The sequence below is a fragment of the Stenotrophomonas tumulicola genome (assembly GCF_014117215.1).
GTDB lineage: Bacteria > Pseudomonadota > Gammaproteobacteria > Xanthomonadales > Xanthomonadaceae > Stenotrophomonas > Stenotrophomonas tumulicola.
Map to the genome: position 1 here is coordinate 107,881 of NZ_JACGXS010000003.1, position 17,083 is coordinate 124,963.

15 protein-coding genes are annotated in these 17,083 nt (G+C 64.6%); 13 read left to right on the top strand and 2 right to left on the bottom strand.

Annotation, left to right across the window (positions count from 1 at the left end; genetic code table 11):
* Positions 1-16 precede the first annotated feature (16 nt).
* A complete protein-coding gene (locus H4O11_RS08315) occupies positions 17-484 on the bottom strand; it encodes an SET domain-containing protein (RefSeq protein WP_182338955.1) in 468 nt (155 codons plus the stop codon).
* A 185-nt stretch (positions 485-669) separates the two neighbouring features.
* Between H4O11_RS08315 and H4O11_RS08320 the strand changes: the two genes are divergently transcribed.
* The 7 genes from H4O11_RS08320 to H4O11_RS08350 all read left to right on the top strand — a co-directional run bounded on the left by H4O11_RS08320 (position 670) and on the right by H4O11_RS08350 (position 6,986).
* On the top strand, positions 670-1,125 hold the full coding sequence (locus tag H4O11_RS08320) for an SUF system Fe-S cluster assembly regulator (protein ID WP_182338956.1): 456 nt from the start codon (positions 670-672) through the stop codon (positions 1,123-1,125).
* Between the two features lie 16 nt (positions 1,126-1,141).
* Positions 1,142-2,617 (top strand): Fe-S cluster assembly protein SufB, encoded by a 1,476-nt coding sequence (sufB, locus tag H4O11_RS08325; protein WP_182338957.1) that lies wholly within the window; start codon positions 1,142-1,144, stop codon positions 2,615-2,617.
* A 71-nt stretch (positions 2,618-2,688) separates the two neighbouring features.
* Positions 2,689-3,453: a Fe-S cluster assembly ATPase SufC gene (gene sufC / locus H4O11_RS08330; protein WP_182338958.1), complete on the top strand. Its 765-nt coding sequence runs from the start codon at positions 2,689-2,691 to the stop codon at positions 3,451-3,453.
* Entirely contained in the window at positions 3,453-4,715 is a 1,263-nt protein-coding gene (gene sufD, locus H4O11_RS08335) for a Fe-S cluster assembly protein SufD (protein ID WP_182338959.1), read from the top strand. Before sufC ends, sufD begins: the two co-directional genes overlap by 1 nt.
* Positions 4,712-5,968, top strand: coding sequence for a cysteine desulfurase (locus tag H4O11_RS08340; RefSeq protein WP_182338960.1), 1,257 nt, complete (start codon positions 4,712-4,714; stop codon positions 5,966-5,968). The genes sufD and H4O11_RS08340 overlap by 4 nt, the downstream gene beginning before the upstream one ends.
* Before the next feature lie 149 nt (positions 5,969-6,117).
* Positions 6,118-6,657 carry a GNAT family N-acetyltransferase gene (locus tag H4O11_RS08345; protein ID WP_182338961.1) on the top strand — a complete coding sequence of 180 codons (540 nt, stop codon included), beginning with the start codon at positions 6,118-6,120 and terminating at the stop codon, positions 6,655-6,657.
* Positions 6,654-6,986, top strand: coding sequence for a Rieske 2Fe-2S domain-containing protein (locus H4O11_RS08350; protein ID WP_182338962.1), 333 nt, complete (start codon positions 6,654-6,656; stop codon positions 6,984-6,986). Before H4O11_RS08345 ends, H4O11_RS08350 begins: the two co-directional genes overlap by 4 nt.
* On the opposite strand, the gene H4O11_RS08355 is transcribed toward H4O11_RS08350, so the two are convergent.
* On the bottom strand, positions 6,983-8,071 hold the full coding sequence (locus H4O11_RS08355) for an ornithine cyclodeaminase (RefSeq protein ID WP_182338963.1): 1,089 nt from the start codon (positions 8,069-8,071) through the stop codon (positions 6,983-6,985). The two genes, H4O11_RS08350 and H4O11_RS08355, sit on opposite strands and share 4 nt — an antisense overlap.
* A gap of 283 nt (positions 8,072-8,354) precedes the next feature.
* Here H4O11_RS08355 and H4O11_RS08360 point away from each other — a divergent pair, with 283 nt between their 5' ends.
* The 6 genes from H4O11_RS08360 (at position 8,355) to H4O11_RS08385 (ending at position 16,931) form a co-directional block, all read left to right on the top strand.
* Complete coding sequence (locus H4O11_RS08360) at positions 8,355-8,681, top strand: hypothetical protein (RefSeq protein ID WP_182338964.1); 327 nt, start codon at positions 8,355-8,357, stop codon at positions 8,679-8,681.
* 113 nt (positions 8,682-8,794) lie between these two features.
* Complete coding sequence (locus H4O11_RS08365) at positions 8,795-11,119, top strand: catecholate siderophore receptor Fiu (RefSeq protein ID WP_182338965.1); 2,325 nt, start codon at positions 8,795-8,797, stop codon at positions 11,117-11,119.
* A gap of 55 nt (positions 11,120-11,174) precedes the next feature.
* A complete protein-coding gene (locus tag H4O11_RS08370; RefSeq protein WP_182338966.1) occupies positions 11,175-11,852 on the top strand; it encodes a Fe2+-dependent dioxygenase in 678 nt (225 codons plus the stop codon).
* Positions 11,853-12,107: 255 nt separating this feature from the next.
* On the top strand, positions 12,108-13,766 hold the full coding sequence (locus H4O11_RS08375) for a phosphoinositide-specific phospholipase C-related protein (protein ID WP_182338967.1): 1,659 nt from the start codon (positions 12,108-12,110) through the stop codon (positions 13,764-13,766).
* A 228-nt stretch (positions 13,767-13,994) separates the two neighbouring features.
* The gene (locus H4O11_RS08380) at positions 13,995-14,399 is read left to right on the top strand and encodes a hypothetical protein (RefSeq protein ID WP_182339174.1); all 405 of its coding nucleotides are present in this window, start codon (positions 13,995-13,997) and stop codon (positions 14,397-14,399) included.
* Positions 14,400-14,549: 150 nt separating this feature from the next.
* Positions 14,550-16,931: a TonB-dependent receptor domain-containing protein gene (locus H4O11_RS08385; protein WP_182338968.1), complete on the top strand. Its 2,382-nt coding sequence runs from the start codon at positions 14,550-14,552 to the stop codon at positions 16,929-16,931.
* Positions 16,932-17,083 lie beyond the last annotated feature (152 nt).

Sequence of the window (17,083 nt, forward strand, 5' to 3'; positions counted from 1 at the left end):
GGGCTCGGCGCCATGTTCAGCGCTTGGGCTGCAGCATCGTCCCGGTGCACTTCTTCGAACCGCAGCGGCATTCCCAGATCTTCTTCAGGCGCGCGGTGTGGCGCTCCGCCAGGGTGATCCCGTAGTTGTAGACCAGCTCTTCGCCCGGTTTGATATCGCGGATCGCCTCGATGAACACCTTGTCCTCGCGCGGATTTCCGTCCGCGCTCTCTTCGATCACCGCCTCGCAGTTCGGCGCGCAGCTGTGGTTCATCCAGCGCGCGTCATTGCCCTTGTAGTTGGCATCAAGTACGTAGTCGTCGTTCAGCGTGAACAGGAACGTATGGCCACTCTCCACATCGCCGGTATCGTCGGCGTCCACGTCGGCATGGCTGCGCAGCAGGCCCTTGTACTGGATCACCCGTTCGCCCTTCTTCAGTGGTGCGATGGCGAACACGCCGTTGCCATGGATGGCGGACTTGCGGGCTTTGATCTTCTTCGGCATGGGCACACGGGCGTTCTGGGCAAGAGGAACGTTGATTCTCGCTTAATCTTCGTGATTGCCAAAATCATGGCGACAACGCAGGATTGCGGCCCTTGGTGCCGGCACCATTGGAAAGCCATGGGTTGGATGCTGGACGATAAAAGCGTACAATTTCGGTCCGCTTTGAACAATCGCTGCGTACCGCCATGCTCCGTGTCACCAAGCTCACCGATTACGCCACCGTCGTGCTGACCGTGCTTGCCGCCCGTCCGGGCGAAGTGCTCAGTGCGACCGAGCTGGCCGAATTCACCGGCCTGGAACCGCCCACCGTCAGCAAGGTGCTCAAGCCACTGGCCCAGGCCGGGTTGGTGGAAGGCCTGCGCGGCGTGCGTGGCGGCTACCGGCTTACCCGCGCGCCCGGCCAGATCTCGCTGTTCGAGGTGGTCGAGGCGATGGAAGGCCCGTTGGCGCTGACCGAATGCAGCCACGACAACCACCAGTGCGGCATGGCACCCAAATGCGGCGTGCGCAGCAGCTGGCGGCTGATCAACGACGTGGTCTCCGAAGCGCTGCGCAACGTCACCCTGGCGCAGATCCTGTCCCCCCTTCCCCTTGTCGACGACAACCAGCGCCGTGCCATCGCGGCCGCTGTCGTCTCCTGATCCTTAGGCAGCCCCCATGGCCACCGACATCATCGAAACCCCCGCCACCGACGACACGCCCAACCGCGAGATCCACGAGCAGCTCGGCCGCAAGTATTCGGCCGGCTTCATCACGGACATCGAATCGGACTCCCTTCCGCCCGGCCTGGACGAGGACACCATCCGTGCCCTGTCGGCAAAGAAGGAAGAGCCCGAGTGGATGACGCAGTGGCGGCTGGACGCCTACCGCCATTTCCTGACCATGCCGATGCCGGACTGGGCCAAGCTGCAGATCGCCCCGATCGACCTGCAGGGCCTGAGCTACTACTCCGCGCCCAAGGGCCCGAAGTACGCCTCGCTGGACGACGTGCCCAAGGAACTGCTGGATACCTACGACAAGCTGGGCGTGCCGCTGCACGAGCGCGCCAGGCTGGCCGGCGTGGCCGTCGATGCGGTGTTCGATTCGGTCTCCGTCGGCACCACCTTCCGCAAGGAACTGGCCGAGAAGGGCGTGGTCTTCTGCTCGATGTCCGAAGCGATCAAGGAATACCCGGACCTGGTGCGCCAGTACCTGGGCAGCGTGGTGCCGGTTGGCGACAACTACTTCGCCGCGCTCAACTCGGCGGTGTTCTCCGATGGCAGCTTCGTGTTCATCCCCAAGGGCGTGCGCTGCCCGATGGAACTGAGCACCTACTTCCGCATCAATGCCGGCCACACCGGCCAGTTCGAGCGCACGCTGATCATCTGCGAAGACCAGGCCTACGTGTCCTACCTGGAAGGCTGCACCGCACCGATGCGCGATGAGAACCAGCTGCACGCCGCGGTGGTGGAGCTGGTGGCGCTGGAAGACGCGGAGATCAAGTACTCCACGGTGCAGAACTGGTACCCGGGCGACGAGAACGGCGTCGGTGGCATCTACAACTTCGTCACCAAGCGTGCCGAATGCCGCGGCGCGCGCAGCAAGGTCACCTGGACCCAGGTCGAAACCGGTTCGGCGATCACCTGGAAGTACCCGTCCTGCGTGCTGCTGGGCGACGATTCGGTGGGCGAATTCCATTCGGTCGCGCTGACCCACCACCGTCAGCAGGCCGACACCGGCACCAAGATGATCCACGTCGGCAAGCGCACCAAGAGCAAGATCATCAGCAAGGGCATCAGCGCGGGGCGTGGCCAGAACACCTACCGCGGCCTGGTGCGCGTGGACCGCGGTGCCGATGGCGCGCGCAACTACACCCAGTGCGACTCGCTGCTGATCGGCAAGCAGTGCGGCGCGCACACCTTCCCGTACATCGAGGTCAAGAACCCCGGCGCGACGGTGGAGCACGAAGCCACCACCTCCAAGATCTCCGATGACCAGCTGTTCTATTGCCGTGCCCGCGGCATCAGCCAGGAAGATGCGGTGTCGCTGATCGTCGATGGCTTCTGCAAGCAGGTGTTCCGCGAGCTGCCGATGGAGTTCGCGGTGGAAGCCAAGAAGCTGCTGGAAGTCTCGCTGGAAGGCTCGGTGGGCTGACCCCGCCTTTGCCGCCGTACAACGAATCTACTTTTTTGGCAGGCGCGCGCCTGCCCACGGAAATCCCCACCATGCTGAAGATCGAAAACCTCCACGCCCGTATCGGCGACAAGGAAATCCTCAAGGGCCTGTCGCTGGACGTCAAACCCGGCCAGGTGCACGCCATCATGGGCCCCAACGGCGCCGGCAAGTCCACCCTGGGCAACGTGCTGGCCGGCCGCGAAGGCTATGACGTGAGCGAAGGCAGCGTGCAGTTCGAAGACGCCGACCTGCTGCAGTTGGCGCCCGAAGAACGCGCTGCGGCCGGCCTGTTCCTCGCCTTCCAGTACCCGGTGGAGATTCCCGGCGTCAACAACACCTACTTCCTGCGCGCCGCGCTCAATGCGCAGCGCAAGGCGCGCGGACAGGAAGAACTGGACTCGATGCAGTTCCTGAAGCTGGTGCGGCAGAAGCTGGCCGTGCTGCACCTGAAGGACGAACTGCTGCACCGTGGCGTCAACGAAGGCTTCTCCGGCGGCGAGAAGAAGCGCAACGAGATCTTCCAGCTGGCCGTGCTGGAACCGAAGCTGGCGATCCTGGACGAAACCGATTCCGGCCTGGACATCGATGCGTTGAAGAGCGTCGCCGACGGCGTCAACGCGCTGCGCGATGCCGATCGTTCGTTCCTGGTCATCACCCATTACCAGCGCCTGCTCGACTACATCAAGCCGGACTTCGTGCATGTGCTGGCCGACGGCCGCATCGTGCAGTCCGGCGGCCCGGAACTGGCCCTGCAGCTGGAAGAGCACGGCTATGATTTCCTCAAGAACCGGGTCGTGCCGGAGGCAGCGGTCTGATGAGTGCGCTGCTGGATTCCCTGGCCAACGCTTTCTGCGGCAGCGATGCACGCCGCGAAGTGCTCGATGCCGCCCTGCGTGATGGCCTGCCCGGCCCGCGCACCGAGGCATGGAAATACACCTCGCTGCGCCAGCTGGAGCGTCGCGCTTTCAGCCCCGCGCCGCTGGTGCCCTCGCTGCTGGATGCCACGCTGCTGGCCGACATTCCCGCGCCGCGGCTGGTATTCGTCAATGGCCGCCTGCATGACGGGCTGAGCGATACGCACGGCCTGCCCCCGGGCGTGCAGCTGGAAGCACTATCGGCCGCGCTGGCCGCCGGCGAAGATGCAGCGCGCCTGCTCGCCCGCCGCTATGACCGCGCCGACGAGGTATTCGCCCGTTTCAATACCGCGCTTGCCGATGAAGGCGTGGTGCTGCGGGTGGACCAGGGCGTACAGGTCGAGGTGCCGGTGCAACTGGTATTCGCCAGCGTGGCCGGCGACGCCGACCTGGCCTGGCACCATCGCCACCTGGTGGAGCTTGGCGCTGGCGCGAGCCTCGGGCTGGTCGAACACCGCCTGCTGGTCGGCGAAGTGGCACACCTGGACAACACCGTGGTGCAGGTGCAACTGGCCGACGAAGCGGTGCTGAAACATGCCCGCGTGCAGTCTGGCAGCGCCCGCCAGACCAGCCTGCTGCGTACCGACGCGGTACTGGCACGCGATGCGCGGTACCACCGCGTGGACCTGGAGCTGGGTGCCGCGCTGAGCCGCCATGAACTCAACGTCCGGCTGGACGGCGACAACGCCCACCTGACGGCCAACGGCGTGCTGCTCGGCACCGGCCGCCGCCATGTCGATACCCGCCTGGGCATCGAGCATGTCGCGCGCGATACCAGCGCCGAACTGCTGTGGCGCGGCGTTGCAGCCAACCGCAGCCGCGTCGTCTTCCACGGCGGCATCCACATCCACGAAGGCGCCGATGGCACCGACGCCAACCTGTCCAACAAGAACCTGCTGCTGTCGGCCGACGCGGAAATCGATACCCAGCCGACGCTGGTGATCGACGCCGAAGAGGTCAAGGCTGCACATGGCGCCACGGTCGGCCAGCTCGACGCCAATGCGCTGTTCTACCTGCGTTCGCGCGGGTTGCCGCAACAGCAGGCCGAAGCACTGCTCAGCGCGGCGTTCTGCCACGAGCCGCTGAAAGTACTGCCCGACGCCCTGCGCGAACAGCTGGGGCGCCAGCTCGACCGTGCACTGGTCGAGGCCGGCGTGGCATGAACCTGTCCACGCCCCGGCCGCAGGCCGCCACTTCCGACGTTCCCGACTGGGAGCGCGTGCGGCTGGATTTCCCTCTGCTGATGCGCGAAGTACACGGCAAGCCACTGGTGTACTTCGACAACGCCAACACCGGCCAGAAGCCGGTGCAGGTGATCGGCGCACTGGACGAGTTCTATCGCCGCTACAACGCCAATGTCAGCCGCGCGGTGCATGCGCTGGGCACCGAAGCCACCGACGCCTATGAGGGCGCACGCAACAAGCTGGCGCGCTTCCTCAACGTACGCGCCAACGAACTGGTGCTGTGCAGTGGCACCACCTTCGCGCTGAACCTGGTGGCCTATTCCTGGGCCCTGCCACGGCTGAAGGCCGGCGACGTGATCCTCGTCTCGCGCATGGAGCACCACGCCAACATCGTGCCGTGGCAGCTGGTCGCCGAACGCACCGGCGCCACCCTCCGCGTGGCCGAGATCACCCCGGATGGCGCACTGGACCTGGAGGCGCTGCGCACGGCCATGACCGCCGAGGTCAAGCTGCTGGCGGTAGCCCATGTCTCCAACGTGCTCGGCACGGTCAATCCGGTGCGCGAGATCTGCCGCGAAGCACGCCGGCGCGGCATCATCACGGTGGTCGACGGTTCGCAGGCGGTACCGCACCGCAAGGTCGATGTCGCCGCCATCGGCTGCGACTTCTATGCCATCACCGGCCACAAGATGTGCGGCCCGACCGGCACCGGCGCGCTGTGGGCCCGTCGCGAGCACCTGGATGCCATGCCACCGTTCCTCGGTGGCGGCGAGATGATCAAGGAAGTCAGCTTCGACGGCACGGTGTTCAATGAAGCCCCGCACAAGTTCGAGGCCGGCACCCCGAACATCGCCGGATTCATCGGCCTGGGCGTGGCGGTGGATTACCTGGAAGGACTGGGCCTGGCACATGTGGAAGCACGCGAGGCCGAGCTCCTTCTGCACTTCACCGAAGAACTGCAGAAGGTCGAGGGCCTGCGCATCTTCGGCACCACGCCCGACAAGGCCGCCGTGGTGTCGTTCCTGATCGACGGCGCGCATGCGCACGACCTGGCCACGCTGCTCGACCTGGAAGGCGTGGCCGTCCGTTCCGGCCAGCACTGCGCGCACCCGTTGCTGCAGTATTACGGCGTTGCCGCCACCTGCCGTGCCTCGCTGGCGTTCTACAACACGCACGCGGAAATCGAGCGCTTCATGGCCGCGCTGCACAAAGTACGCAGGCTCCTGGGCTGACCGCACCCCGGTAAAGCGGGGCCCTGCCCCGCTGGACCTTCCAGGATGCAACGGCACGACGGCCAACGGTCATCACCCACGAAGCCCGCTGCCCGCCAGGGTCCGTTGGCCTGGCGGGATCCGGCGCCGATGGATTTACAATAGCGGCCATGACCACGTTGACCTTCCGGGCCGCCACGCCGGCCGACATCCCTGCCCTGATTGCCCTGGTGACATCGGCCTATCGGGGTGATGCCAGCCGTGTTGGCTGGACCACCGAAGCGGACATCCTGGACGGCGCCCGTATTGATGCCGAAGGCCTGCAGGCCGATCTCGACCGGCCGCGCTCGACCATCCTGGTGGCCGAAGACGCTGGACGGCTGCTGGCCTGCGCGCATGTAGCCGATGGCGGCGAGCATGGCTACTTCGGCATGTTTGCCGTCGACCCCGGCCAACAAGGCAGCGGGATCGGCAAGCAGATGATCACCGAGGCCGAGGCGCATGGCGTCCGTGAGTGGGGCCTGCGCAGCATGCTGATGACGGTCATCGACATCCGTGAGGAGTTGATCGCCTTCTACGAGCGTCGCGGTTACCAGCGCACCGGGATCAAGAAGCCCTTCCCCTACGGCGACGAACGCTTCGGCATACCCAGGCGCGACGACCTACAGTTCGAAGTGCTGGAAAAGCATCTGCCGGGAACCGTGCCGTGAGCCATGCATGGACCTTCGTCTGTGCCAGCGACGCGCTGCTGCCGGGCGAGATGAAAAGCGTCTTCGACGAAGTAACCGGTACCCCGATCGTGGTCTTCAACCTGGACGGGGACCTGTATGCGCTGGAAGACCAGTGCACGCATGAGGAATTCGAACTGTCCGCTGGCGAGTTCAACACCAGCGAAGGCAGCATCGAGTGCGTACTGCATGGCGCACGATTCGATGTCCGCGATGGTCAGGCACTGTGCGCTCCAGCCTACAGCCCTGCGCCGAAGTTCCCGGTCAAGCGCGAACACGATGCGGTGTGGACACGCGACGACCGCGATTAGTCCCTCCAGGGCAACGCCAGTCGGGTGACCGCCGGCCCGGCGCCAGTGGATGGCTGCTCATGCAGCCATTGGGCGAGATAGAGATCCAGCACCGGCAGCCCGACACAGGTGAACAATGCGGGGCGACGCAACGACACGGCGGGGCGGCCGGCCAGTTCATGCAGGTTTCGAATGCCGTATTGGCTGGCCATATCTCCCAGCCGCCGGCCCTGGCGCGAAAAATACAGTGGCAGGCTCTGCGAATTGCGATGGCACACGGTGGCCACGTCGTCGCAGACCACCGATCCCTGGTCAAGCACCCGTTCGATGAACCGTGCAGGCAGCTCGTCGCCGCCCAGATGCAGGACCACGACCCTTTCATCCAGCATCTGCGGCGCCACCACCGGAGTGCCTGCATTGGTAGCGGTGATGACCAGATCGGCCCGGCCCTCGGAAGCCGCCGCTACGGCCCGTACATCCAGCCCGGTACGTCGTGCGGCGGCGGCGGCGAACTGCACGGCTGATTCGTGCCGACGGCTGCGCACGTCGATCCGGCCGATACGGAACGGATGGTGCGCGTGCAGGTCGTCGATCACGCAATCAGCAATGGGCCCGGCCCCATACAGGGCGACGGTCAGCTCGGAACTGTCGCCCAGCGCAGCTTCCACCACCATCGAGGCATAGGCGCCGGTCCTGCGCGCCGATACTTCGGTGCCGTCGAAGAGCGCCAGCGGTCGCATGGTCAGCTTGTCGTACAGCACGATCAGCGACTGCGAGCGGGGTTGGCCGAACGCCCGGTTACAGGCGTTGGAGCCCACGATCTTCACCGCGCAGTAGCGTGCGTTGGCGCTGACCAACGCATTCAATTTCCAGTTCAGCCGCTCGGCGGCAGGACAGAGTTCGCCCATCGTGCGGTCCGTCAGCTCCATCAACTCCTCGTCGCGGGGCTGCAGCACCGCTTTGCTGCCATAGGCGATACCCGCGCCCATGTCGGCCACGGCACGCCGTGCCAGCGCCCCCACTTTCCGCGCGTCCAGCCGGTCCGCAGTGGCGCCATAGCGCAGCGTACCGGCCCCACCTGCGTTGCGTTCGCGAACCTGCCACATCGTTGCCACCTGCCGCTATCGGAATGAGGTGGCGGCACGGTACGTCCAACGATGGCGCCGGTTACCGACGCAGCGCACAGCGGGATCAAGGCGCTTCGGATCCCTACAGACGTTTCCGCCGCGCCCCTACCCCGCTCGGACAGAGAGCGCCAGAATTGTATATGCGAATAGTTCGCATCACCGTTACCATTTGTAACACTCCGCTGCGGTTATTCCTCGCATGGCCCTGCCTGTGCCCTCACCTGCCCACCGTCGCTCCGCCCTGCAAGGGTGGCCGATACTCGTGGCAGGCCTGTTGGCCCTGCTGCTGGGATGGTGCGCCCTGCACGACGGGCAGGCCTCGCCTGCGCGGGCAGGAGGCCACTGGGCGCTGGACGCCGGAATGCCGGCCCCGCAGGGAACCCCACCGGCCGAGCGGATCGCCACGGTGGCCGAAGCCGAGGCCGGGCCTGCGCATGGTGGGAAGCCAGCCGCCCTGACCTGTGCCGCCCGACCCGGCATGCAAGCCACCCTGGTGGCGAAAGCAACGGCCTGGCCCCTGCAGGCGCTGCGCCTGCGTGCAGGCATTCCGCGACGTCCGCCAGGACAGGCCCCACCGCCGCGCGCGTGATGTTGCCTGCCGGGCCTGGTCCGGCGTTGCCGCCTCCCTCGATCTGCCGGGCCGCGCCCGGCACCACCGCATCTGCCTGCCGGGCCCGCCCCGGCATTACCGAAGCCATGCCCATGACCCCGATCAAGAGCCGCAAGCATCCCTCTCCTTTCCGCACCCTGCCGCTGGCCAGCGCCCGTCTGGCAGCCGGCCTCGGCTTCGCCGTACTGCCCGTGCTGGCCCATGCCGAAGCGCCCGACAACGCACGCACGCTGGACAAGGTCGATGTGCACGCCATCGCCGGCTACAAGGCCGACAAGCTGTCCTCGCCCAAGTTCACCCAGTCCCTGCAGGACACGCCGCAGACCATCCAGGTGATCACCAGCGACCTGTTCAACCAGCAGGGCGCCACCACGCTGACCGAAGCACTGCGCAACAGCCCGGGCGTCGGTACGTTCTACGTCGGCGAAAATGGCAATACCGCCACCGGCGACAGCCTGTACATGCGCGGCTTCGATACGTCCAGCAGCCTGTTCGTCGATGGTGTCCGCGACCTCGGCTCCATTTCGCGCGATGTGTTCAACACCGACCAGGTGGAAATCACCAAGGGACCGGCTGGCACCGACAATGGCCGTTCTGCACCGACCGGCGCGATCAACATGGTCAGCAAGCAGGCCAACCTGCACGATGCGGTCGCCGCCAGCGCCAGCCTGGGCAGCGATCAGCAACGCCGCGCCACCGCCGATTGGAACCAGACGCTGGGCACGACCAGCGCGCTGCGGCTGAATGCGATGTGGCAGGACAGCGACCAGCCCGGTCGCGACCACGTCGCCAACAAGCGCTGGGGCATCGCACCGTCGCTGGCCTTCGGGTTGGGCACCAATACCCGCTACGTACTGAACCTGCTGTACGTCGACCAGGACAACGTTCCCGATGGCGGCGTGCCGACCCTCGGCCTGCCCGGCTGGACGCCACAGCCGACACTGGAAAACCTGGCCGGCCATCCGGTCGATCCGGAGAACTTCTACGGCACCCGCGCCGACCATGACGAGGTCACCGCGAAGATGGCCACCTTCCGCATCGAGCACGATTTCAACGATGCCGTGCGCCTGACCAATACCGCGCGCTGGGGACGGACCGAACAGGATTACCTGCTCACCGCCTTCATGGGAACCGGCGTGCGCGGTACCGATGGTGCCCCGACCGGTAATATCCGTTACAGCGACCGCAATGACCTGTCCACGTACAGCATCGCGCGCAGCCTGCCCACCCTGAAAGACCAGCGCAACACGCTGCTGACCGACCAGTTGAACCTGCGCGCCGATTTCAGCACCGGCCGTATCGTGCACAACCTCAGCACCGGCCTGGAGTTCACCCGCGAGGAGATGGACAGCTTCGGCCAGGCCGTCACCGCCGGCAGCGCCTGGCCGGCAGCCAGCCTTTACGATCCTGACTGGAACGTCGGCGGGCTGGACTGGGCACATAATGGTGCCGACGCGCACGGAAAAACCACTACGTCCTCGCTGTATGTGTTCGACACGCTGCACTTCGGCGACAGCTTCCTGCTGACCGCAGGCGTACGTGCCGACCACTACGACACCGACTACGCCAGTTCGGTGGTGTGTGGCGGACGCGGCGGCCCGGACTGCGGCAGCAACCCGGCCGGCACGGTGCTGCGCAACCCAACGCTGGAAGCATCCGACACCCTGTTGAACTGGAAGCTGGGCGCGCTCTACAAGGTGGGCGACGCCGTGAGCGTATACGCGAACTACGCGCTGTCGCAGCAGCCTCCGGGTGGCAGCAACTTCGCCCTGAGCAGTTCGGCCAGCAGCCTGGACAATCCGCGCCTGGATCCACAGGAAGCCAGGACGTTCGAGGTCGGCAGCAAGTGGGCCTTCCTCGACGATGCGCTGGCGGTGAACCTGGCGCTGTTCCAGACCGACGTGGAGAACGAGATCAACACCCAGGTGCTGGATGACGCCGGCAACCCGACCCAGACCGGCAGCAAGCGGGTCAAGGGCGTGGAACTCTCCGCAGTGGGCCGCATCACCGACAATTGGTCGCTGTCGGCTGGTTACAGCCATCTGGACACCGAAGTGAAGGAAGGTGCGAACGTCGCCGCCGATGGCACCAGCAACCTCACCTATACCCCGGACGACGCATTCACCGCATGGAGCACCTACCAGTTGCCGTTCGGGCTGACTGTCGGCGGTGGCGTCCGCTATAGCAGCGCGATGCATCGTGGCACCGATGGTGCGGTCGGCACGCCGTCGTACACGAAGTCATACACGGTGTACGACGCAGTGGTTTCCTATGCGGTGAACGATACGCTGGTGCTGCGCTTGAACGGCTACAACCTGTTCGACAAGCAATACGTAGCCGCGATCAACAAGAGCGGCTACCGTTACACCCCGGGTGCCCCGCGCACCTTCCTGCTCAGCGCGGACTTCCGCTTCTGAGATGGCTGGCGCGGGCAGCCCGTGGCCGCCCGCGCCTCCCTCACCGGACACGATCATGTTGCTGCATATCCCGGACGTACTCAGCACCGAAGAACTGGGCACCCTGCGCAACCGCCTCGACGCGGCCGACTGGACCGATGGCCGCGAGACGGTCGGCAGGCAGGGAGCGCAGGTGAAACGCAACGAACAGCTTGCCGACACATCACCGCTGAAGGCGGAACTGGGGGCCCTGGTGCTGGCCGCATTGCAGCGCAATCCGCTGTTCTTCGCAGCTGCACTGCCGGCCCGGATCCTGCCCCCACGTTTCAACCGTTACCAGGGGGGTGGCAGCTACGGCTTCCATGTCGACGGTGCGGTGATGGCCAACGGCGTGCACGGGCACCTGCGTTCGGATATCTCCTGCACGCTGTTCCTGTCCGCGCCTGAAGACTATGAAGGCGGCGAACTGGTGATCAGCGATACCTACGGCGAACACGAAGTGAAGCTGCCTGCCGGCGACCTGATCGTATATCCCTCCAGCAGCCTGCACCAGGTCAACCCGGTGACGCGCGGTGCGCGCCAGGCAGCGTTCTTCTGGGTGCAGAGCATGGTCCGCGACGACGCGCAGCGGCGCCTGCTGTGGGAAATGGATACATCCATCGAACGCCTGCGCCAGAGCCAGGCCGATGCCAGCGCAGTGCTGCAGTTGAGTGGCGTGTATCACAATCTGCTGCGACGATGGAGCGAAGTCTGAGCGGGCCAGCCGCGCTGTAATTCCCTGCCGGTTTCCACACAGAGCGACTGGGCCATGCGCCTGCCATCGCTGCTGCGGGTTGTTATCGATCCAGCACCGATGTCGCTACTGACGTCAAAGACTTTTCCTCTTTGTGCAGGGCATCCAGTTTCGGCTGTATTGCGCCACTCATTTTCCAGATCCACAGCCACGCTTTGGCCTGAAATCCCCATTCGGTGCACATGCTGGAAATCCTGAACAACTGAGGATTCCACCATGCTCACGCGATTAATTCATGCATCGCATCACTCATTACTGACCCCGCTGTGCAGCGCTATCATCGCGCTTGCTGCTTCGGCGCCAGCGCACGCCGAACTGGCCCGACCGGATCATATCAATGACTACACCAGGACACTTGACGAATTGGTCATGATCATGGGCCACAACGCCTTCAATCACGATGGGTTCCTCCCCAACCAGCGCCTGACCATCGAGGAACAGCTTGGGCGTGGCGTACGCGGATTCATGCTGGACATATACAAGCACAATGGCGAACTGCATGTATGCCACGGAAGCTGCAACATATTGGCGTCCCGCGTCGCGCCTCTGGAGCGCGACCTCCGTACTATCCACGACTTTCTCACCACGCATCCCACAGCGATCATCGCGATCCACATCGAGTCATATATCCAGCGCAAGGACCTTGAGGATTTCCACAGCACGCATCCGGAGCTGTTCCAGCATGCATTCGACCCAACCCATAAATTATGGTCGCGCCATAAAAACTGGCCTGACATCGGCGAGCTCATGGGGGCCGACCAGCGTCTTCTGCTCATCGCACAGGACAGCAGCCTCGCCGGCCGCATTGGAGGCTCATCGGCCCACGTGATGTTCGACCAGGACATCCTGGTCCAGAACACCTACAACATTGGCGACACCATCGGGCAGCATGACTTCAGCTGTTCTTCCCGCTGGGATGACATCCCTCTGGACACGGCAACGGGCGTGAATGGTTGGAAACGCCTGTTCCTCATGAATCACTTCCACAAGGTTCCGGAACTGATCCATGGAGACTACGACAATCACTGGGAGTACATCGAAGCGCGCGAGATGGACCGCTGCAAGCGCATGCCGAACTTCATCGCCGTCGACTCGGTTGAACGCGGTGATGCCCTGGAATACGTTGAGCACCGGAATAATGGCGGCGTGGTGGCTTACGAAGGAAATGATGCCAAACAGAACGTCGTCTGTGGCTTCAGCTCAGCAGTCCAGCGCGACTGGAGCATGCAGGATGGTGAAAGGCTGGGTTGCGAGAACGATGAAATGCGCTCGCTCCGGCTGCGGGGCATGAAGAAGGGCCAGCGGATCACACTCCATGACCACCCGGGCGGGACACGGGATGATGACTTCGGCATCCTCAACATTGACCGTGACATACCGTGGAATTCACCATTGGTACTCAAAGACCTGGATCAGACGCAATACAGCGACCACTTCCGCTACCTCTACTCGGGTGGAAACGGATTGGCGGGAAAGGTATCGCATATAAAAGTCGAACCATCCCCCGTACCCCACAGCGAATCTGCCGCGGTGTTGCTGAGAGGAAATAACGGCACCCAGCGCATCTCCTGCACATTTGGCCTTACCCGCAGCGACTTCTGGAATATCAAGAAGGAATCGGGCTGCCATAACGACGATGCTCGATCCATGAATATTCTTTCGGCCAAAGAGGGAACGATCATTACCGTCTACGATTCGCCCAGTGGCTCGGAAAAGGATGACTACACTGTCATCCGGGTCAAACGGGACCTGGACACTGTGCGGACCGTGCCGACGTTCGAGGGTGATTCGGAGGACGAATACCTGGTCATTGACCACCATCATGTGAATGGACTCGATGGAAAAGTATCAGCGGTACGAGTAGAAACACCTTGATTCTGAATGTGCGCCAGCACGGCGAGCCGTGCTGGTGCCGGCTGCACAGGCAGCATGCGGCAGAGGGCGCACGATCCCGCTCGACGCCCACACCTGCGAATGGCTCTCATTTGCTATTCAGAATAATTATCAATACACTTCCGCCAGATCCACGCCACGTCGTTCGACCATCAGGCCCCAGGGGACATCTTGCGTCATCCGCACCGCCACCATCAGCTCGGCGCCGCCATGCGCGGCCAGCGTCCTGCGCTGGCCAGCCTGCTGGCGTGGGTGGCGATGCTGGCGTTGCTGCTCGGCTCCCTGCCGTTGCTGGCGCCTTCCAGCGACGGCCATGCAGCCTCGGCGCTGCTGCAAAGTCCGCTGGAAGAGCGTGGCGGTGGTGGTGAAGGCAGCCTGCATGAACAGGCACCGGCCAAGCTGCGCCGCGTTGCCCTGAAGGCCGACGTCCCCCTCCAGGCCAGCATGCCGGACACCGCACTGGTGCCACTGGCCGCGTGCTGGGTTGCACTGGCACAGCCTGCCGCCGGCATCGATTTCCAATCCCGTGACTGGCGCGACGCCAGCATGCAGCCTCCGCGTGCCGACCCACCCGGGCGTCGCCAGCAGCGTGGCCAGGCGCCCCCGCTGGCCTGATCCGTCTTCCGTGCCCGCCCGCCGGCGCGCACGTCGAAGCAGCTTCCTGTTGTAGTTCCCTGCTGCCCCTGACCGGGCTCCCTGCGCTGCACTCCGCCGCTCGCTGGCGCCTGGTGCGGCATTTTCCTGCATTTCTTCGAGGTTACCGCCATGGCCCAGCGCCATCGTTTCCGTTCGCCTGTCATCCGTACCGCCCTGTCCAGCGCCCTGCTGTGCGCGCTCGCCGCCCCCGCCCTGGCCGACGTCGCCGCGCCGCGCACCCTGGACCAGGTGGTGGTCACCGCCTCCGGTTTCGAACAGAAGATCACCGATGCACCCGCCAGCATCTCGGTCATCACCCGCGAAGAACTGGCCAAGCGCCCGTACATGACCCTGCTCGATGCGGTGCGTGACCTGGAAGGCGTGGACGTCGGCGAGACCCGCGACAAGACCGGCCAGGGCAGCATCTCGATGCGCGGCATGGGCTCGGATTACACCCTGCTGCTGGTCAATGGCCGCCGGCAGAACAACCACGGCGACATCTATCCGAACAACTTCGGCGGCAACCAGTTCAACCATATCCCGCCGCTGGATGCGATCGAACGCATCGAGGTGATACGTGGACCGGCATCCACCCTGTACGGCGCCGACGCGATGGGCGGGGTGATCAACGTGATCACCAAGCGCAACCTGGACAGCTGGCACGGCTCGGCCACCATTGGCCGCACCTTCGAAACCGACGATGAGTTCGGCGATGACAGCACCTTCGATGCCTTCATCACCGGCCCGCTGGTGCCGGGCGTACTCAACCTCAGCGCGCGCGCCAGCTGGTATGACCGCAAGGCGTCCAACCCGGTGTACGCGCCAGCCACGGACCCGGCCGGCCAGCCACATGACCGCTCACTGGGCTTTGGCGGCGGCGGCAAGACCGTGGACAACACCAACAAGGCCGGTGGCGTCAGCCTGGAATGGAATGCCAGCGATGCGCAGCGCCTGACCCTGGACTTCGATACCTCGCGCCAGGAATACGACAACTCGATCAAGATCAACGACGACGGCGAGGAAGAGTATCCGGTCGGCACGGTGGATGGGATCGCCTCCATCTGGCGCGGCAACACCACCACCTGCATCCCCCGCCTCAACTGCACCCGTGCCGATCCACGCGTGGGATACAGCCCGGCGCAGGAGTTCACCCGTGACGCATGGGCGCTGACCCACGAAGGCGACTGGAGCTTCGGCCGTAGCCTGGTGTCGCTGGCCCACGTGGCCACCAACAATGATGGCCGCACGATGCCCTTCACGGTGGCCGAGCGTCGCCAGTTGCTGGAGATGCTCAACGCCACCGGTGCCTACGCCGGGCAGACCGAAGCGCAACGCCGTGCAGCGGCTGAAGCCGCCTTCCTCCCGCGTCCCAAGCGCACGCTGGAGAGCGCCCAGTACACCCTGGATGCGAAACTGGACATCCCGTTCCAGGCCGCCGGCCAGCACATGGCGGTGATCGGTGCGCAGGTGATCCGCGGGGAGCTCACCGACGGGGTGTTCGGCATGGAAACCGGCAACCCGGGCCAGACGCAGGACCACAACATGTACTCGGTGTTCGCCGAAGACACCTGGAACATCACCGCACCGTTTGCCCTCACCTACGGCCTGCGCTTCGATGACCACGAAGTGTTCGGCAACCACCTGAGCCCGCGCCTGTACGGCGTATACACGTTCAACGATGCGTGGACCGTCAAGGGTGGTGTCAGCACCGGCTTCAAGACCCCCAAGACCACCCAGCTGTATGACGGCGTGACCGGTTTCGGTGGCCAGGGCACCTCGCCCATGTACGGCAACCCGGACCTGCAGCCTGAAACCAGCACCAGCACCGAGCTGGCCGTGTACTGGCAACATCCCGATGGCCACAGCGCCAATGCCACCGTGTTCCACAACAAGTTCGACGACAAGATCGCCTCGCAGCCCTGCGGCCCCGGCCTGACGCTGGCCTGCACCAGCAGTGGCGAGTACGCCGAGCTGGGCTATGCCAGCAGCAGCCGCACGGTGAACATCGACGAAGTGGTGATCCAGGGCGTGGAAGTCGCCGGCCGCTGGGAAATCAGCGATCGCTTCGCATTGCGCGCCAACTACACCTACACCGACAGCGAGCAGAAGAGTGGTGCGGAGAAGGGCCTGCCGCTGGGCAACAGCGCCAAGCACATGGCCAACGCCACCTTCGACTGGCAGGCCAGCGAGCGCTTCAACGTATTCCTGACTGGCGAAATGCGTTCCAAGCGCTACCGTGGCGTCAGCTCGATCACCAACCAGCCGCTTTACTACAAGGACTACACCGTGCTGCACCTGGGCGCGTCCTTCGAAGCCACGCAATGGCTGACCGTCAATGCGCGCATCAACAACCTGCTGGACCGTGATTTCACCACCTACCACGCCAGCTTCGTCGACCTGGATGGCGACGGCGCCTATGCCGATGGCACCAGCGAGGTGCTGTTCGAGGATGACTACAACAACAAGGACAAGGCACGCAGCGTGTGGGTCAGCCTGAACTTCAAGTTCTGAGGTGATCATCCGGTAGCGCCGGGCCATGCCCGGCGCACGTGGACGGCAGCCCCATCCTGAAAACCGCCGAGCATGGCTCGGCGCTGCCACCAGGGCAGATACATTCCGACACCTAATTGCGAACTATTCTCATCAATGATGTAATGCGCCGT